Source organism: Coleofasciculus sp. FACHB-542 (assembly GCF_014695825.1).
Lineage (GTDB): Bacteria > Cyanobacteriota > Cyanobacteriia > Cyanobacteriales > FACHB-T130 > FACHB-T130.
In genome coordinates this window covers 108,886-123,619 of sequence record NZ_JACJPB010000012.1, presented here as the reverse complement: position 1 = coordinate 123,619, position 14,734 = coordinate 108,886, and the positions used below count along the sequence as shown (strand labels likewise).

At 44.5% G+C, this 14,734-nt stretch carries 13 protein-coding genes; 10 read left to right on the top strand and 3 right to left on the bottom strand.

Annotated elements, in window-relative coordinates:
• Positions 1-39: 39 nt before the first annotated feature.
• Both H6F52_RS02685 and clpS read left to right on the top strand, forming a co-directional pair.
• Positions 40-606: a hypothetical protein gene (locus H6F52_RS02685; RefSeq protein WP_190414457.1), complete on the top strand. Its 567-nt coding sequence runs from the start codon at positions 40-42 to the stop codon at positions 604-606.
• 176 nt (positions 607-782) lie between these two features.
• Positions 783-1,145, top strand: coding sequence for an ATP-dependent Clp protease adapter ClpS (gene clpS / locus H6F52_RS02680; RefSeq protein WP_190414456.1), 363 nt, complete (start codon positions 783-785; stop codon positions 1,143-1,145).
• Between the two features lie 71 nt (positions 1,146-1,216).
• Here clpS and H6F52_RS02675 read toward each other — a convergent pair whose 3' ends face one another.
• Positions 1,217-2,494 carry an acetylornithine/succinylornithine family transaminase gene (locus H6F52_RS02675; protein ID WP_190531738.1) on the bottom strand — a complete coding sequence of 426 codons (1,278 nt, stop codon included), beginning with the start codon at positions 2,492-2,494 and terminating at the stop codon, positions 1,217-1,219.
• Positions 2,495-2,776: 282 nt separating this feature from the next.
• Here H6F52_RS02675 and H6F52_RS02670 point away from each other — a divergent pair, with 282 nt between their 5' ends.
• The gene (locus tag H6F52_RS02670; RefSeq protein WP_190531769.1) at positions 2,777-4,417 is read left to right on the top strand and encodes a sodium:proton antiporter; all 1,641 of its coding nucleotides are present in this window, start codon (positions 2,777-2,779) and stop codon (positions 4,415-4,417) included.
• Here H6F52_RS02670 and H6F52_RS02665 read toward each other — a convergent pair.
• A complete protein-coding gene (locus tag H6F52_RS02665) occupies positions 4,414-5,091 on the bottom strand; it encodes a TrkA family potassium uptake protein (protein ID WP_190414454.1) in 678 nt (225 codons plus the stop codon). The two genes, H6F52_RS02670 and H6F52_RS02665, sit on opposite strands and share 4 nt — an antisense overlap.
• A gap of 101 nt (positions 5,092-5,192) precedes the next feature.
• Here H6F52_RS02665 and H6F52_RS02660 point away from each other — a divergent pair, with 101 nt between their 5' ends.
• The 3 genes from H6F52_RS02660 to H6F52_RS02645 all read left to right on the top strand — a co-directional run bounded on the left by H6F52_RS02660 (position 5,193) and on the right by H6F52_RS02645 (position 10,573).
• On the top strand, positions 5,193-6,281 hold the full coding sequence (locus H6F52_RS02660) for an NAD-binding protein (RefSeq protein WP_190429967.1): 1,089 nt from the start codon (positions 5,193-5,195) through the stop codon (positions 6,279-6,281).
• 180 nt (positions 6,282-6,461) lie between these two features.
• Positions 6,462-9,680, top strand: a complete 3,219-nt coding sequence (locus H6F52_RS02655; RefSeq protein WP_206754022.1) for a hypothetical protein — start codon at positions 6,462-6,464, stop codon at positions 9,678-9,680.
• Positions 9,681-10,246: 566 nt separating this feature from the next.
• Positions 10,247-10,573 (top strand): hypothetical protein, encoded by a 327-nt coding sequence (locus tag H6F52_RS02645; RefSeq protein WP_190531732.1) that lies wholly within the window; start codon positions 10,247-10,249, stop codon positions 10,571-10,573.
• A 333-nt stretch (positions 10,574-10,906) separates the two neighbouring features.
• Here the strand turns inward: H6F52_RS02645 and H6F52_RS02640 are convergent, their stop codons facing one another.
• Entirely contained in the window at positions 10,907-11,113 is a 207-nt protein-coding gene (locus H6F52_RS02640) for a glycogen debranching protein (protein ID WP_190526217.1), read from the bottom strand.
• Between the two features lie 27 nt (positions 11,114-11,140).
• On the opposite strand from H6F52_RS02640, the gene H6F52_RS02635 reads away from it, so the two are divergent.
• The 4 genes from H6F52_RS02635 (at position 11,141) to H6F52_RS02620 (ending at position 14,734) form a co-directional block, all read left to right on the top strand.
• Complete coding sequence (locus tag H6F52_RS02635) at positions 11,141-11,395, top strand: hypothetical protein (protein ID WP_190531729.1); 255 nt, start codon at positions 11,141-11,143, stop codon at positions 11,393-11,395.
• Between the two features lie 252 nt (positions 11,396-11,647).
• Complete coding sequence (locus tag H6F52_RS02630; RefSeq protein WP_190531727.1) at positions 11,648-12,646, top strand: ABC transporter substrate-binding protein; 999 nt, start codon at positions 11,648-11,650, stop codon at positions 12,644-12,646.
• Between the two features lie 50 nt (positions 12,647-12,696).
• On the top strand, positions 12,697-13,698 hold the full coding sequence (locus H6F52_RS02625; RefSeq protein ID WP_190531725.1) for an ABC transporter substrate-binding protein: 1,002 nt from the start codon (positions 12,697-12,699) through the stop codon (positions 13,696-13,698).
• 34 nt (positions 13,699-13,732) lie between these two features.
• Positions 13,733-14,734 carry an ABC transporter substrate-binding protein gene (locus H6F52_RS02620; RefSeq protein WP_190414449.1) on the top strand — a complete coding sequence of 334 codons (1,002 nt, stop codon included), beginning with the start codon at positions 13,733-13,735 and terminating at the stop codon, positions 14,732-14,734.

Below are 14,734 nucleotides of genomic sequence, written 5' to 3'. Positions count from 1 at the left end.
TCCAAAGTTGTCATCAATCGTGAGTAGTAAGGATTCAACGTGAGCAGCGAGGAATCAAAAGTAAGCTTGGGCACGACCCTTTGGAATGCACTTGCTTTAGATGGAAATTTTTATGAAAATGCTCGAAATACGCCTAAAACCTATCGAATTGCCCAAACTATTGTGATTTTAGCAGCACTGTCCCATGCTTTGGGTAGTGCTGTTATTTTATTAATTAACCTGGCAACGCTGCCCGTAATGCTGCTGGCGCTTCTGATTGATGGGATGAGCATTGTGGGAGGCTACTATTTCTGGACGCTTACCATTTGGAAGATTGGGGAGTGGCGAAAACCAAATCACGTTACCTATAGGGATTTGATGATTCCGATTGGCTTTGCCTATGCTCCGCAAGTGCTGAATTTCTTAACGCTGATTCCTTTGTTCGGACAACCACTTGAGCGGGTGCTAGCCGTTTGGAGTTTGCTGGCTGTGATTGTAGCAGTCCGCCAAGGGTTAGATATCAGCACTCGCAATTCGGCGTTAATTTGTTTGGTAGGATGGCCTTTGGTACAGCTGGCGGTTGGATTTATACAACGCTTTGAACAATTCCTGGTAGAGGGTTTCTAGGTTTTGTTGACATTTCGCCAAAACTTTGCACCAAATCCCGCTCTGGTTTTGCTTGGTTGTCACAGGAAACGAAGATGATTCTGACTTAACCTGTTACTTTCGGGGATTCAGGATTGTTAAAATAGAGCAAAATACTTGTAAATTAATTTTGTTAAGGTCTTTTCGCAATCTGCCTTATGACTAGGAGACTTTCAGCCGCTGTTGGCGCGATCGCCTCCGGTATAACTTTACCGACCGCCGCTGCACCGATTCAAGCTCCTGTTCAGACTCCTGAACGATCTAGTCAAGTTGTCCGCAAGTTATATCCTAATTACAAAGTGATCGTGTTGGACGATGATTTCAATACGTTTGAACACGTTCACGAGTGTTTGGTGAAGTATATCCCTGACATGACAAGCGATCTCGCTTGGGAACACACCTATCAAATCCACTTTGAAGGTCAAGCGATTGTTTGGGTGGGTCCCCAAGAGCAGGCAGAACTTTACCACGAGCAACTCAGCCGCGCTGGGTTGACAATGGCTCCTCTAGAGGCGGCTTAAAAGAGTTATGAGTTTGAGTTAGCATTCTTAGTTCAAAACTCAACACTCATAACTCAAAACTTTCCGATTTCCTACGCGGTTACGGTTGCCATTGCCCGTTCAACGGCTTGCAGCGCTTGGTTTACCTCTTCAGCAGAGACAATCAGCGGCGGCACAAATCGAATCACTTTGGGACCAGCAGGTACCAACAATAGGCCGTCGGCGATCGCTGCTTTCACAACATCTGCTGAAGTTAAATCAATCTCTGCCTTCAACTCCATCCCATTGATTAAACCCCAGCCACGCACTTCACTAATTTGGTCGGGATATTTAGATGCGATCGCGCTCAATCCAGCGCGTAATTGTTCGCCCCGATCTTGTACATTTTGCAGAATATTGTCCCGTTCTAGCGTCTGACACACGGTTAACGCAGCCGCACAGGCAAAAGGATTGCCGCCATAAGTGCTAGCATGATCTCCCGGCTGAAAAACATCACAATGTTTCTTGCACAAGGTTGCACCGATGGGAATGCCACCACCTAATCCCTTGGCAGACGTGAAGATATCCGGCTCAATTCCCAAATGCTCGTATCCCCAGAACTTGCCGCTGCGACCCATGCCAACTTGCACTTCATCTAAAATTAGCAAGATGTCGTTCTCATCGCAGATTTTCCGCAATTCTTGGAAGTATTTGACATCGCCGGGACGCACGCCACCTTCTCCCTGCAAGGCTTCCAGCATAATTGCGGTGACACCTTGATCGCCTTCGTCGAGGGTAGCGATCGCATTCTTGATCGCCCCAATATCGTTGTAAGGCACATAGTAAAAACCAGGCATCAACGGGGCAAAATTTTTCTGGTACTTCGGTTGACCTGTAGCGGTAATCGTCGCCAACGTGCGCCCGTGGAAGCTGGCGTGAGCCGTCAAAATAATCGGCTTTTCGATCCCTTTGACCGTGTGGGCATATTTCCGAGCCAGTTTGATTGCCCCTTCATTCGCCTCAGCACCGGAATTGCAGAAAAACGCCCGATCCGCGCAGGAATGGTCGATCAACCATTTTGCTAATTCCCCTTGTACCGGGATGTAATACAAGTTAGAGACATGGTGCAGCGTCTGGATTTGGCGAGTTACGGTTTCCACCAAAGCTGGGTGAGCGTGTCCGAGGGTACAAGTGGCAATCCCGGCAACAAAGTCCAGATATTCGCGCCCCTCGCTATCCCACAGGCGGCAACCCGCACCCCGTTCTAAAGCTAGGGGATAGCGCCCGTAGGTACTCATCACCGAGGCGTCAAAGCCTTCTGGGTCATACGGAACGGACACGCCTGACTCTGCCGGAATTGAGGAATTTTCAACCAGAGTTTCTAGACTCACTGCTTACTCCTGAAATTTTTTATCCTTATTTGGCAATCTTAAAGGGAATTTTCAAAAAGTTCTGTTTAAAGGGAACTATAAACCCTGAGAAAACAGAAACAGCCTTACTTGCGAAAGGTTAGCTGAGGCGGTTAACATCGTCCACGCGACTCCAGGTTGAGTCTAAGATTGACCGCGAGCATTGCACTTGATCCAATCGGCTCGTCTGACAGGATGATTTTGGGAAAGTTTAAGTTGCGATCGCTCCTCATTTTTGTTTGTCCCAATCAGCTAAATCAGATGATGCATCTTTTGTCCTTAGCAAAACTCCCCGTCTGGTGCTTTCCGCAGCCGTTTGTTCTCGGTAATCTTAACCAAACAAACCAGCAGCCTCAAGCAAACATTGCAGAGTTAGTCCCAATTCTGATTATTCTCCTGCTAATTGCCACAGTTGTTGCCCTGGTGACACAGCGGCTTCGCGTTCCCTATGTCACGGGTTTAGTGTTGGCGGGTTTACCAATCACGGAACTATTTTCTCGCCGGATTGGACTCGATCCTTCCTTAGTATTGAATCTTTTCCTGCCAATTCTCATCTTTGAAGCTGGCATCAATACAGATGTTAGCCGTCTCCGAAGCACGTTTAAACCAATTGCCCTTTTAGCGGGTCCAGGGGCGGTACTTTCCTCGGCGATTATTGCCGTTCTGTTGAAATTTGGGCTAGGGCTAGATTGGATACCGGCACTACTAATTGGAGTTATTCTCGCAAACACTGATACGGTTTCCATGATTGCCGTTTTTAAGGAGATACCTGTACCCTCCCGGCTTTCCACGATCGTTGAAGGAGAAACCCTCTTCAACGATGCTGCCGCCCTAGTTTCATTTAACCTGATTCTGACAGTGTATTCGACAGGTTCGCTCACAGTATTAGAAGGAATCCAACAACTATTATTTGTTGCCGTGGGAGGCAGTCTCGTTGGCTTAGTCTTGGGCTATTTAAGCATCCCTGTATTTCTTCGTTTACACGATCCCCTTAGCAGTCTCTTGCTAACCGTTGCAGTTGCATTAGGAACCTTTCAAATCGGGCAATCTTTAGGGGTATCCGGTGCTGTGGCTGTGGTTGTAGCTGGATTAATTTTCGGGAACGTTGGGCTTTCTCGCAGCACGTCTGCTTCCGATCGGATCGCGTTGTTAAGTTTTTGGGACTATGCCAGTTTTGCAGTCAATACCTTTATTTTTCTGCTGATTGGTGTAGAAATAAACCCGGTGACATTCTGGAGGACTTTGCCAGCGGTTCTGCTTGCCGTTTTGGCTTACCAAATTGCGCGAGTCCTCACTGTCTATCCGCTGTTGGCTGGAGTGCGTTGGTTTGACCGTCCGATTCCATTGCGCTGGCAGCACGTCCTGTTTTTAGGTAATATCAAAGGCTCTCTTTCAATGGCTCTTGCCCTTAGCTTACCTACAACACTACCGGGGCGAGAGCAGTTGATCGCTTTAGTGTTTGGTGCGGTGTTGTTATCTCTCGTAGGGCAGGGCGTAAGTTTACCTTGGTTTGTACGCCGGTTGCAACTCTCTCGCTTTTCAGATTCTCGCCAACAAATTGAGGAATTGCAGGCTCAGTTAATTGCTTCTAAGGCAGCTCAAGATGAATTGGATAGTCTATTGAAAAAAGGGGTTTTGCCAAAAAGTGTTTATGAAGAAATGCGAGCCGTTTATCAGGTGCAAGTTGCCGGGGCAGAAAAAGCGCTGCGGAATCTTTATAATCGTCGTCCGGGACAATTAGTTGAAGGCGATCGCTCAAAACTTGACGCCATTCGACGACGATTACTCTTGGCAGAAAAAGGGGCGCTAAATGAGGCGATCCGGCAGCGAATTCTCTCTGAGGAAATTGTGCAAGGGCGAATAAAAACAATTGATGAACAACTGATGAAACTAGAAGATGATTAGGCACAACCATTAATAAAATCAATGGCTTGATGTAATGACCCTGGCTTCGTCACCATTAATATCGTCGCTCCTGGCTCTAATACTGTACTTCCGTTGGGAATTTCTAAATCCATGTGGGGATGGGATTGATAACCAATAATTAAAGAGCCTGTAGGAAATTGGGGTTCTTGAGCGATTTCAGCAACGGTAAGACCGACAACATAGCACTTTTGGGGAATCGAGAGTTTTAAAACTTCAATTTGACCCTGCTCAAAATGCATCATTGATTCTACTTGCGGATACTCAATCGCATTCACCATTGTAGAAACTCCCAAATCAACGGTACTGATGATATGAGAAGCCCCAACAATGCGTAGGGGTTCGGCAAAATCCCGGTGGCGCACTCGACTCACAATATGGGAAACGCCGTAGTGTTTAGCAAGCGTGACCATTGCTAGATTTAAGGCATCATGACGGAGAACGGCTGCGACGGCATCAGCTTTGTGAATCCCGGCTTCTAGCAGCACCTCGGTACTGACAGCACTGCCTTCAAATGCCATTGCGCCGACTTGTTCGCGGACATACCGGCAAGCACTTGGATCGATATCAATTACGGCGACGGTATGCCCCAGGTCTACCAGCCGTTGCGCTAAATCCAACCCAACAAGTCCGGCTCCACCAATGAGTACAAACATAGCTGTCTCTCTAAGAATATTGACTCTGTGCTTCACTTTACAAGTCGAGAGCGGTTATCCTGCGAGGGTATCCTCCACATTTTTTTCTAAAATTGACTTAGGTGACTACAGGCAGTGTAAGCAACGATCGGACAGCACTTGAGCAAAAATATGAACGCCTTCGTCAAGAGTTGATTGGCGGTGCGATCGCACTCTTTGGTGTCGCCCTGCTCGGCACTTTATGGTACAAGCTGGTGGAGGGTTGGTCGTGGTCAGATGCCGCCTATATGACTGTGATCACGCTAGCAACTGTGGGGTATGGAGAAACTAATCCGCTGGGTAATCGCGGTCGCTTGTTTACGATCGCCCTGATTTTAACAGGTGTGGTCAGCATCGGTTACATCGTCAATCGGTTTACAGAAGCCCTGATTCAAGGCTACTTTCAAGAGGGAGGACGACTGAGGCAGCGGCGGCGTTTGGTAGATTCTTTAAACGAACACTATATCCTTTGTGGATTTGGACGCACCGGGCGTCAGATTGCTAAAGAGTTTAAGGCGGAAGGCATTTCGTTTGTAACAATAGATTCTCAGGTGGAGCCGGTAGAGGAGGCGCTACAGTTGGGTTATATCGCGGTGCAAGGCGATGCGACACTGGATGACACGCTTCACAGGGTAGCGATTGAACGGGCGATTTGTCTGGTGGCGGCGCTGCCTTCGGATGCAGAAAATCTCTATACGGTGATTTCGGCGAAAACGCTCAATCCAAACATTCGAGCGATCGCGCGGGCAAGTACAGAAGAAGCGGTGCAAAAAATGCAACGTGCCGGTGCTGATGCGGTGGTTTCCCCCTATATTACCGGCGGTAGGCGCATGGCAGCAGCGGCGCTTAGACCCCAAGTGATGGACTTTGTGGATGGTATCCTGACGGGAACCGATCGAGCTTTTTATATGGAAGAGTTCCTGATCGATCCTCAAAGTTGTCCCGTTGTGAGACAAAGCCTAAGAGAAGCCCGGTTGCGATCGCAATCGGGCGCTTTAGTTCTCGCCATTCGTCGCGCCGATGGCACCCTCATCGGGGGTCCCACGGGAGAAACTCAATTACTGGCGGGAGATTTGCTCATTTGCATGGGTACAGCAGAACAACTGCGAATCCTCAGCCAAATCCTCATTCCCATTAGTTCTGGGAAGCTGCGTCCGCCCAAGCATACCTAATAAAATGCTTATAGCCAGAATTGGCGATCGGCTTCCATCACACTAGGACGAATACCTTGTCAACGCAGATAAGCCATGCGGTCAAAGCAAAAAGTGGCATAGGCAATTAAGTTGTCCGTATCCCTCTATGAGCTGGAATAAACAGCAAACTATCTACATCTATCCACATCTATTCAACATATGTCCTGCCTAGAATTTCAGCATATAAAAAACTTTTTTGTAATAAATCGGGATAATGTATTCGATCTTGATGACGGCTTGACTTACGAAAATATTGTAAATCAGCAACTCCTTAAAAAGTTAGTCAAAACTTTAGGAAAACAAGAAAGTAGAAAGAAAAATCAAAAAAAGGATGATCTAATACAACTTGAGAAAATTTTTGAGAAAGAAAATTTCAAAAAGACTCTTATCCACTTTCCCATAAGTATTAGCACAGAATGTCAGAGCATCTCGAAGGAAAATAGACCTTTAAATGATCATGAATATCCATCAAAGCTTTTAAGCCTTCAAATGCGCTTAGTAAGCATGAAAGATGCCAATGATACCTTAGTTTATACACCAATACATAAACCTGAAGCACCTGAAGCAAAATTGATAGATTCCAATGTAGACTTCATTCCGCTTCAGGTGCTAATTGATTATTTCGGTTTCACAGTCCAAGTCTTGCAAGGCAGACGTTGGTATGATGTGAAAAATAAAAACTATCCTACTATTAACATTGTTTTATACTGCTTTTCCGGAAGAAAAAATATATTTAAACTTTTTCATAGATATACATTTGATCAAGTAAAGCGTGAACATAAGCTAGGTGGGGCTGGTCTTCAGGAGCTACTAAAGAAAGTAAAAAGTGGATTTATTGATGATACTAAATCTTTTCGTGCAGGCAAATATTTTAGCAAGAACTACAGAATTGAGTTGCCTTATCTTTTAATAGGTCCTCCTTCAACTTTGGAATCTTCAGATCAAAAACATGAATTCATACCAAAGTTTAAAGTTAGCCTTAAAGTCATAGATATTTGTGCTATTCATGGTGATGCAAGTTTAGCAGAAATTGCATCTAACGTTGGGTTAAGCTATGAAGACGACATCAAAGATGAAGAAAAAGATGATATTGCATCTATGTATGAGAATAACTGGGGAAAATTTACTAAATGTGCTAAAGGAAAATGTATTAGTCATGAAATAATTGTGAGTTATTATAATCTTATAAAAGAAATTTATGGGGAGCTAGGACTAAAAGATTTTTTAAAAGTACCTATCTTAACAATTGGTGCCACTGTTAGAAATCTTCTTGAGTCAGCAATTGTTGCAAAAGTCAAAGAAAAAATTCCAAATACAGAAGAAAAAAATATTAAGAGTTATTTAAAGCTAGGTTCATCAAGAAGCCTACTTGCGGCAGGTATCATCAAAAATTTAAAAAAGGAGATAGCTGGTGTTGATGAAGAAAGTATTGAAAATTTCTTGCAGTCACCAGCAGCTAAGAAGTTAAAGGACAAATTCATTGTTGACCATGAAATGCGCCTTTTAACAAAGGTAATTGGTGGTAGAACTTACTGTGCCCAGCCTTTACACATATCCAGCAAAAATTTGATCTGCGACTCAGATATTAGTGGAGCATATGCTACAGCACTTTCATACAGTAAGATACCTTTGGGTTCTTGGACAAGTGTCCCGAAAATGAGTTTTAAAGAATATTTAGAAAATCACCATTTATATGCTGCCGAAGGGCTAGAGCTAATTTATGTAACTGTTATGGAGGATGAACAGTCAGAGTCTATTAGTGAATTGCCAGAGTCACAAAACTTCATTCCCTCATTCACAGCCCCAAAAAGTTTCACTGAAGCGGATAGCAACGAACAGGGCGAAACCCGTGTTTACACTCATGAAATCTATCAGGCTCCATTTACCAGTTCAACATTCCTATGGCTAGATAATATCGCGACCAAAAATCTAAGAAACCACATTATTGATAAAGGAATAGTAGTTGCTGGCGGTTACTACAACACAAGAAAATTTAAATCATTAGAGGATTTAGATGGGAATCTTGATAACCTGAATAAAAAGGAGGAATGGACCGCAGTTGACTTGAAACCAATGATCGACCGATTGCGGGAAATGCGGAAGAGTAATCAAAAAAAAGACCAAGAGGGTTGGACACACAAATCATCTGCTATGAATACGTTGTTAAAACTAATGATTAATAACGTATACGGTGTACTTTCTAGCAGCCATTTTGATGTGGGTAACTCCATTGTGGCTAATAATGTAACAGGTGATGTACGGTTACTAGCCTGGTGCATGGAAACTGCTTTAGGTGCTTTTCAAACCATTACTGATGGAGTATCTTGGTGTCTAAACAAGGTGGTAGTGGGAAGAGACAAGAATGGTAGCTTCCAACCCCTGAATTCAAGCCATCATTTGCTTCATAGAACACTCTCTCCAACTCGTACAAACCGTAGAGATCGCCATAGTAAAGGTTGGGATTTAGTAGCTATTGGCGAGGCAGAACGTTATGACTGGGATGGTGAAGATGTTTTGGAATACCGTCCCGGTGAGTCCGAGGCACACCGCCACGATAAATCCGCTCTAATTAAGTACATAGATAATGAGCTAATTCACCAGCATCTTAAAAAGTATTTCCCATCAGAGGAGTTAGCAAAATTTCTAGATCGCTTTGAAATTGAGTCAAAAGGTTTGTACACTGGCATAGTTACTGATGGGGTAGCAAACTATGTCTTAGTACCTCCTGAGCCGTACCAAGACACTGAATTAGTCATCAAACGACGAAGCCACAAAATTAAGCAAGGTGAAGCGAGAAAAGTTTTCAGGCAGTATTACTTAGAAGAGTTGGCTCTAAGTCCAGAGCGCGTCAAGATTCCAATGCCATACATTGATTGTTACATGGTTTCCTGCGGAAGCTACAGACAGCGCTACGAATCGCACTTTCAATATTCAACCCTTATACCTGGAGACTACGAGCCAAAAGTTCGTAGTTTTCACGCATTCAATCTATCCCAGTTTACATTCCGCACGCAAGACCAGTTCCAAGCTAAGAGAAAAGAGCATGAGAGCGCACAGAAGAAATGTGGACTATCCACTGAACGCTACCACCGAATTACTACTAAAGGTGAGGTAGACGATGACCATATTAATTACAAAGAAATGTTGAAACATTATGAGGAAGCAATTTATAAGAAAGAACACTTCTATCTTAAATATCAAGACTATCAGAACATAAAAAACTACCAACGGAAGTATGGGTCTATCCAATTGGAATATCCAAACAAAATCCGCAAAGAGGGATTATTCCGTGAATGTCGTGAGATTTTTGATTACGAATCATCAGAGGTTAAGCAAGTTCCACAAGGATGCAGTAACCACTTAGAAGAAGAAGCATAGTGCAGGGAATTTAAGAAACTTGCTAAGTGTCAGGGGTTAGTTATCGCCTGCAATGTAGCATACGCAAGGGTTACAGTGATTAGCTAACCTCCGTTTGACTAGCAAATACCATAGTTTTTTTGGGTTCCGTATATGATGAACGGGGCAACCTCCGAGCCTCCCTCAATTCTTCCGTGAGGTTCAGTGCATCCACCCCGTACACATCTGCCCTTATCGACTGGGGAATAGCAGAGGATTTGCTCAAGCTTTCCCATCAGGCACCACTATTTGCAGCTTGGTACTACAGCTACGATGACCTAGTTTATCTTTTTCGCCTTGATGAGCATGGGTGTATCAACTCAAAAGCCCAAGTGGTTATCAAACATACCCCAAGAACTTATTTCGATAAGACCAGTGTGGCTAAGAAAGTAGTGGAGTGTCCGTTCCGCTCCTGCTACTCTTACCGTTATCAAGATGGTGTCTTAACTCATTTGAGTAACCCATTGATTTAGTATCACTATCAACAGAGGCAATAGTATATGTCCCACAAAATAAACTCCCCCTCTGACTACAAAGAAATCATTGCGATGAACTTTCAATTCGTGACAGATTTAGCAACGCACATCAACCCTCACTACCATGTTGTTTTTCCCAGCAAGCTCTTTGCCAGACAGTTAACTGCTTTCAACAGTTCCGTATATGATGAACGGGGCAACCTCCGAGCCTCCCTCAATTCTTCCGTGAGGTTCAGTGCATCCACCCCGTACACATCTGCCATAATCGACTGGGTAATAGCAGAGGATTTGCTCAAGCTTTCCCATCAGGCACCACTATTTGCAGCTTGGTACTACAGCTACGATGACCCCAAAAAAAGCCGTAATTACCAGTCACAATCCTTATATATATGTCTGTAAGCCTTGCCTAGTAAACATTTCAGTAGCCTTACTACCTGTGACACGGCTATCGCTATCAAATTTTTGATTGTCTATTGATAATTTTTAGGTTCCCCATGACTAATGCAACGAGTGTAGATTTGTGCGAGTCTAGAGGGCGATCGCTAGTAGAGGAGCTTGGTGTAACGATATCTAACTTGACAAATTGCCTACAAAACCTTGGCTGGATTCACATTACTCCAGGGTGCCGCCAAATTTGTCTGGGGAAGGCTGCGCCAAGTAGGAATAAACGGGCGATTGGGTAGGGAGCGATCACCCCACCCAATCGGTTTTTTTACCCAGCGATCGCTTTAATTAATCCAGCTTCAGGGAATTCACTGGCACCTCATCCCAAGAATCAACCGTTCGCAATCTGGCGATCCAACCGGACTCCTTTTGGAAATCGGTTAAATTTTGCTGGTAGGACTCATGACAATCTTTTGCCTGCGCTTCATCACAACAGGCAATACAGGCATGGATCATCCCAGACGGATCGATCTGTTCGTTTACCCAAATCGTCATAGGGCATTCTCCCTGAATTTTAAATGCATGGACTGCTTGCAACTCGACAAAAACGCTTACCTCTGGGCTGCGATCGCGTTACCGAAGCGAGGCGTTAGCCTAGCGCTGACTTGTCAGTTCGCGCTGGGAAAGAGCAATCTGTTGATTGGTGCTGATTTAATACTTATACCAAGTTGCGTTGTCACATCCTTCAAATCCAATGGCAACGCCAAGGTGTTTTACATTTGTTGGCTCTCTAGCGCTAAGGAATCGACCCGCTTCGATCCCCACACCCTCCACTAAAGATATAGAACAGATGGTGAAAACCCGAAGAAAATCGGGAATTCTAAGAAGGGTACTGATGCAAACTCTGATTATTGCAGGTCTTCCTTTTGGGCGATCGCTCAACTCCTGAGTTAGCGAGAGAAAAACCAACGATGACAAGGCTTTGAGCCAATAGAAGCCCAAGAGTTGGGATCGAACATTCGTAAAGCTGTCAATCGGTTCAGCGATAAAAGGCAGCATAACCCCAGTTAAGTCACAAAAATAGTTTCTATGAAATCTCGACTTTTCCGCTTCGTGTCTCTTTTTTTGCTCAGCATTGTGCTGATCGCAGCTTGTAATAGCACGACAACGGTGACTTCCCAGAAAGAGACTCAGCCCCTTACCGTCGGCTACAATCTATGGCCTGGACTGTTTCCGATCGCGATCGCTCAAGAAAAAGAATTCTTCACAGCTCAAGGGGTCAAAGTCAAACCCGTCTATGTCCAAAACTTTCTAGAATCGGTGTCTGAATTCAGTGCTGGACAATATGATGGAGTTGCCATCACAGTAAGTAGCTTGATGAGCATCATTGAGAAAAACCCGGATTTACAGATTGCGATGGCAACTGATGAATCGGCTGGTTCTGACTCAATAGTAGTTCGCCCAGAGGTTAAAAGTGTCGCTGACTTGAAGGGCAAGCGCCTCGGAGTCAGGTTAGGCGATGGAGAATTATTTGTCAGCGAAATGCTCCAGAAACATGGTTTGACTAGCGATAATTTGACCCTAGTCAACGTAGAAGGAGAAGCGGTTCCAGCACGTTTTAGGAGCGGGGATATTCAAGCGGGACATACTTGGGAACCGTACTTATCTGAAGTAACCAAATCTGGAGGGCGAGTATTATTCACCAGTAAGGACACACCAGGCTTAATTTCGAGTGTAATCGTGTTTCGTTCCTCAGTAGTACGCGATCGCCCAAAAGACATTCAAGCATTTATTCGCGCCTGGTTTCAAGCACAAGATTACTGGCAGGCAAATCCCGAAGAAAGTAAAGCACTGATTGCGAAAACGCTCTCCATCAAACCTGAAGAAATTTCCACTGAGGGTGTCAAGTTGTACACCTTAAAAGACAACTTAAAAGCATTTACTCCTGGTTCTACAACCGAGTCGTTGTACCATACCGCCAAATTGTACGCCGACTTCTATATTCGCACCGGAGGATTAAGCACCGCGCCAGATATTCAAAAAATGATTAATCCTTCTTTTGTGCAGATGTCGCAGGCAGGAAATTAACGAGAAAAAAAGCGTTATTCCATGCAGTTAAACATCAACAGTTTTTCAAGATGAAATCTCGATTTCTCCGCTTCGCGTCTCTTTTTTTGCTCAGCCTTTTCCTAGTTACAGCCTGCAATGGCAGAACCTTTATAACCTCTAAACCTGAGCTTCCACCACTGCGAATTGCCTACAATCTGTGGCCTGGATATTTCCCAATGGAGATTGCTTCAGAACAAGGATTTTTCGCAGAACAGGGGGTGGAAGTTGAACCTGTGTATTCAGAAAACTATTTAGGAGTTGTTTCTGATTTTAGTGCAGGTAAATATGATGGCATCATCGTAACATTGGGTGGTGTGATGAGCATCATTGGGAAAAACTCAGATATCCACATTGTCTTGGAAACCGATCAATCGGCTGGTGCTGATACCGTAGTGGTGCAACGTGATATTAAAAGTGTGGTTGACTTGAAGGGCAAGCGACTCGGCGTGAAGTTAGGCGACTACGGAGAATTGTTTGTTGTCAAGATGCTGGAGAGCAATGGTCTTACTACCGATGACGTGACGCTAGTCGATATAGAAGGGGAAGCAATTCCAGCACACATAAAAAGCGGTGATATTCAAGCCGGACAAACTTGGTATCCCTACACATTAGAGGCAGTGAAAGCCGGAGCGCAGGTACTATTTACCAGTAAGCAAACACCTAGGTTGATTCCGAATGTCATCTTGTTTCGCAGCAATGTAATACGCGATCGCCCTGGACAGATAAAAGCATTTGTCCGAGCTTGGTTCCAAGCCCAAGATTACTGGAAAGCAAATCCCCAAGCAAGCAAATCACTGATTGCTAAGCGGCTGAAGATTAAACCGGAGAGCGTTTCAACCGATAACATTCAGCTGTCCACCTTAAAAGAAAACTTAAAAGCGTTTACTCCAGATTCCACAGAAGAGTCGTTGTACCATACCGCCAAATTGTACGCCGATTTCTCGATTCGTACTGGAGGATTAACCGCTGCGCCAGATATTCAAAAACTGATCGATCCGTCTTTTGTGCAGCAGTTGCAGCCAGGAAGTTGACCGTATTCAGTCACACACATCAACAGGTTTTAGCATGAAATCTCGATTGCTACGCTTTGTATCTCTTGTATTACTCAGCATTGTGCTAATCACCGCCTGCAATGGCACGACAACCGTAACTTCCAGCCCACAGTCTTTGCCTCTTAGGGTCAGCTATAATCTTTGGGCTGGACAGTTTCCGATGGCGATCGCCCAAGAAAAAGGATTCTTCCAAGCGCAGGGTGTTAAAGTCGAACCCATTTTTTCAGAAAACTATCTCCTACCCCTGTCTAACTTCAGTGCTAATAAAAATGATGGGGTTGCGCTGCCATTAGGTAGCGTTATGAGTAGGCTTGGGCAAAACCCAGATGCAAAAATCGTTTTAGTCACCGATCAATCAGCGGGTGCTGACGCAATGGTAGCTCAGCGCCATATAAAAAGCGTGGCTGATTTGAAGGGTAAGCGGATCGGCACTAAGTTAAATGATTTTGGAGAACTGTTTGTCACTAAGATACTAGAAACGAAAGGTCTTTCTACTCAAGATGTCAGCTTAGTCAATATAGAAGCGGAAGCAATTCCAGCTTTCTTAAAAAGTGGTGAAATTCAAGCAGGACAAACCTGGGGACCCCATTTGTCTCAAGCAGTCAAATCTGGGGCTAAAGTGCTATTCACCAGTAAGCAGACTCCTGGGTTAATTCCAGATGTCATCGTGTTTCACAGCAATGTGCTACGCGATCGCCCTCAAGATATAAAGGCATTTATTCGCGCTTGGTTCCAAGCCCAAGACTACTGGAAAGCGAATCCAGAAGAAAGCAAAGCAATAATTGCCAAAACCCTCAATATCAAACCTGAAATTATTTCAACAGATGGCATCCAGTTGTCTAATTTGCAAGACAACTTAAAGGCATTTACTCCAGGTTCAACAACAGAGTCGCTGTATCATACAGCCAAATTGTACGCCGACTTTTATACTCGTACCGGAGGGCTAAGCGCTGCGCCGGATATTCAAAAACTAATCGATCCGTCCTTTGTGCAGCAGTTACAAAAGGTAAATTGA

Bases quoted from the DNA above. Each gene is read 5' to 3' on its own strand.
- clpS (WP_190414456.1), top strand. From the start codon at position 783: ATGACTAGGAGACTTTCAGCCGCTGTTGGCGCGATCGCCTCCGGTATA.
- H6F52_RS02670 (WP_190531769.1), top strand. From the start codon at position 2,777: ATGCATCTTTTGTCCTTAGCAAAACTCCCCGTCTGGTGCTTTCCGCAG.
- H6F52_RS02665 (WP_190414454.1), bottom strand. From the start codon at position 5,091: ATGTTTGTACTCATTGGTGGAGCCGGACTTGTTGGGTTGGATTTAGCG.
- H6F52_RS02655 (WP_206754022.1), top strand. From the start codon at position 6,462: ATGTCCTGCCTAGAATTTCAGCATATAAAAAACTTTTTTGTAATAAAT.
- H6F52_RS02645 (WP_190531732.1), top strand. From the start codon at position 10,247: ATGAACTTTCAATTCGTGACAGATTTAGCAACGCACATCAACCCTCAC.
- H6F52_RS02640 (WP_190526217.1), bottom strand. From the start codon at position 11,113: ATGACGATTTGGGTAAACGAACAGATCGATCCGTCTGGGATGATCCAT.
- H6F52_RS02635 (WP_190531729.1), top strand. From the start codon at position 11,141: ATGGACTGCTTGCAACTCGACAAAAACGCTTACCTCTGGGCTGCGATC.
- H6F52_RS02630 (WP_190531727.1), top strand. From the start codon at position 11,648: ATGAAATCTCGACTTTTCCGCTTCGTGTCTCTTTTTTTGCTCAGCATT.
- H6F52_RS02625 (WP_190531725.1), top strand. From the start codon at position 12,697: ATGAAATCTCGATTTCTCCGCTTCGCGTCTCTTTTTTTGCTCAGCCTT.
- H6F52_RS02620 (WP_190414449.1), top strand. From the start codon at position 13,733: ATGAAATCTCGATTGCTACGCTTTGTATCTCTTGTATTACTCAGCATT.